Consider the following 2,842-nt stretch of genomic DNA (forward strand, 5'->3'; position numbering starts at 1 on the left):
ACGGCAAACGAGCGCTGGAACAACTGGCTCAGCGTGGTGCCGAGCGAGCCCGCCGCTTCGGCGGCGCGCACGGCGTCTTTGAGTTGTCCCAGAATTTGCGGCTCGCCCAGCACCATCGAGTCCAGCCCGCTGGCGACCCGAAAGGCGTGGCGGGCGGCCAAGCCGTCTTCCAGTGTGTAAGAGTGCGCGCGCAACAAACTCGGCGCGACGCCACCAGAGTGGGCCAGCCAGTCCAGCGTGTGTTCGAGTTCAGGCTTTTCGCCTGCGCAATAAATCTCGGTGCGGTTGCAGGTCGAGATGATCGCGGCCTCGGGTTGACGTGAGAGCGACTCGCGCAAACCCCGTAAGGTTGGTTCGATTTGATCGACCGCGAACGCAAAACGACCGCGCAGATCGAGCGGCGCGGTCGTGTGATTAATTCCTAAAGCCCAGACTGCCATGTCACGATTATAAAATCAGCCCGTTGATACAAATCAAAACTTTTTCCCCTGCCATAAAGATTGCCATAAATGGGCCCACTTGACTTCCTGAACCATCTGCTTAACTTCGTAGCCCCGGCGGCGTGGCTGGCGCTGGGGGTGACGCTGGTTGCCCGAATATTTATAAAGAATAGGCCTGTAGCCCTTACGCTACCTGCGCAGGCAGCTATTAATTTTGTAGTAGCCGTGATGGTCTTGGGGATTGGCTTGTGGGTCTTTGGCCGCGACGGCAAGATGCTCACCTACACCGGCATGGCGCTGCTGAGTGCCACCAGCCAGTGGGTCATGCTGCGCGGTTGGCGCTAGCTCAGTCCACGCGCTTGTAGTGCATTTTCATAATGCCCATGTCAATGGACGCGGTGTCTTTGTCTTGCATGACGAAAACCAGACTGGCCATTTGCCCCTGAGGGATGACCTTGACCTTATTGCCATCGACTTCAAATTTGCACTTCACGGACTGACCGCCAACCTCCAGCGAGTCTGAAGTGAATGTCATCGTCGCCTCCAGGCCCAGACCAGAGGGTAGCTCCATGCCAAAGGGTTTGCCCATGGCCTTCGTGTCCATTTTCCATGTGCCTTTGAGGGGATGACCGCCAAAGCTGAACAGGTTGGACAGTTTGCTGCTCAGGCCCGACAGGAAGCCTTGTTGGGCGCTGCTGCTTGAGCTTTCTTCGCGGTCGTTGTCACTGCTACGCTGGTTGGACAAGAATTGCTTTTGCAAGCTGTTCTTGTATTGCGGCCCGGTGGCCCACTGGCCCTCGCGCAGACCAAAGGTGTCGGGCATCCTTTTTTGGAGTTTGGCGTTTTTGTATTCCCAATCGCTGATCTTGTCGAGCACTGCGGCTTGAATGTCGGCTTTTTCCAGCCAGGGCGCGGTGTCGATGGATTGCAGCACCAGCTTGGCTTTGACCGTGAGTAACTTGGCCGGATCGCCTTTGGCGTTGCGCCCGATGGTCTCTTCACGCGGTTTTTCAATCTCGATCACTTCGACCAGTTCAACGTCTTTGGCCAGGCACAGGCGAGAGCCGTCACGCCATTTGGTCAACTCGGGCGTGGCCGTGTACTGCATCAGCGTCTGGGGAAAATAGCCGCCGCTGCTGATCGGCACTGCCGGGCTGAACAGGCCTACCGCCACCAGCGTATTGAGCCAGGTGAGCGTGCCCTGGTCGTTTTCGCCAACGTTGAAGTTGGTCACGCCGTAGTTCATGTTGGAGAGGCAAAGCTCGCGTTTGTTTTGCAGACTCAGGGTGACCCCGTAACCTTCCTTGGCAGCGGCTAACAACTTGCCAGGGGTGGCTGCGGGTGGACTCAACACAAAATAGGCCACGGCACCACCCAAAGCCAATAGTGAAATCAGGGCGCCAGTGGAGTACCAGACCTTTTTGGAGCCTGCGAAGGTCTTAAGCTTGGCCACTGCTTGTTCAGCCCCCTCGGGCGAGGTCGACCTGGGTTGTGCGGGAGATGCTTTGGTGGTGTTGACTGGGGACTGTGGTGAGGCTGCTGCCGGCATTTCTGGGGGTAAATCGACCTTGCGAAGGCGTGCCCCGCAGCCTTCGCAAAAAACAGCACTTTCCTCGTTTTTCGTGCCACATTGGGTGCAAAAAATAGCCATGACTAATCCTTCAGCCAGCCGCATGGCCGGCTCATACATTGAAAATTGAGGCTTATTTCAGTTTGTGACCGCAACCGCCGCAAAACACATCGTCGGGCGTGATGGGGTTGGCGCACTTGGGGCAGGTCGTGGCTTGCGCTGCGGGTTTGGGTGCGGGCGGCGGGGTGACCGGGCCTTGCATCACTTCTTTGAACGTGGTTGGTGCCGCGCCTGCTGCGCGGGCATTGGAGGGTGCGCCACCGATGTCAATGTGGGCGATGTCGCCGGCCTGCTTCTTGATCAGGTTTTCAATCACGATGATGATTTTCTTCAGTTGCTCCTCGTCGATTTCCTGGCCTTCAATGACCGAGCGCTTGAAGGTAATGACGGCAGACGCGCCGCTGTCTTCGTTGAAGCCGATCATCAACTCTTTGTTCAAGAAGTAGTACAGGCCGCCACCGACCACGCCAATTAACAAAAATAGCAGGAAAGCCCAGCCGCTCTGGATGGCGCTGCCGATAAACAGGCACAGCGACAAGATGCCGAGCGCTGTTTTCCAGGGCTTGTGGCTGCCGTAATAAGACGACGAGATGTGTCCAAACGGGGTCAGGCGGCGGACAAAGCCGGACAAGGAGCCACGCTCAAATTCAATGCGGGTGTCGCTGACCTGCAGGGTGGTGGTGGCGTCGATGCCGAGCAAGGAAAACACGAAGGACCAGAAACCGCTCTCGCGGGCCACGACCTTGACATACGGTTCACCCACTTGTGGGTT

General features: G+C 57.4%; 3 protein-coding genes and 1 pseudogene. 1 reads left to right on the plus strand and 3 read right to left on the minus strand.

Features of this window, described 5'->3' with window-relative positions; all coding sequences use genetic code 11:
* Positions 1-440 (minus strand): annotated as a pseudogene (locus WCG50_RS18665) (glutamyl-tRNA reductase); the annotation flags it as partial.
* A 69-nt stretch (positions 441-509) separates the two neighbouring features.
* Here WCG50_RS18665 and WCG50_RS18670 point away from each other — a divergent pair.
* Entirely contained in the window at positions 510-785 is a 276-nt protein-coding gene (locus tag WCG50_RS18670) for a hypothetical protein (RefSeq protein WP_336901101.1), read from the plus strand.
* Position 786: 1 nt separating this feature from the next.
* On the opposite strand, the gene WCG50_RS18675 is transcribed toward WCG50_RS18670, so the two are convergent.
* Together WCG50_RS18675 and WCG50_RS18680 are read right to left on the minus strand one after the other, a co-directional pair.
* Entirely contained in the window at positions 787-2,091 is a 1,305-nt protein-coding gene (locus WCG50_RS18675) for a zinc ribbon domain-containing protein (RefSeq protein ID WP_336901102.1), read from the minus strand.
* Positions 2,092-2,143: 52 nt separating this feature from the next.
* On the minus strand, positions 2,144-2,842 hold a 699-nt coding region (locus WCG50_RS18680), incomplete at its 5' end, for a hypothetical protein (protein WP_336901103.1).

The sequence above is a fragment of the Rhodoferax sp. genome, from assembly GCF_037143375.1.
GTDB lineage: Bacteria > Pseudomonadota > Gammaproteobacteria > Burkholderiales > Burkholderiaceae_C > Rhodoferax.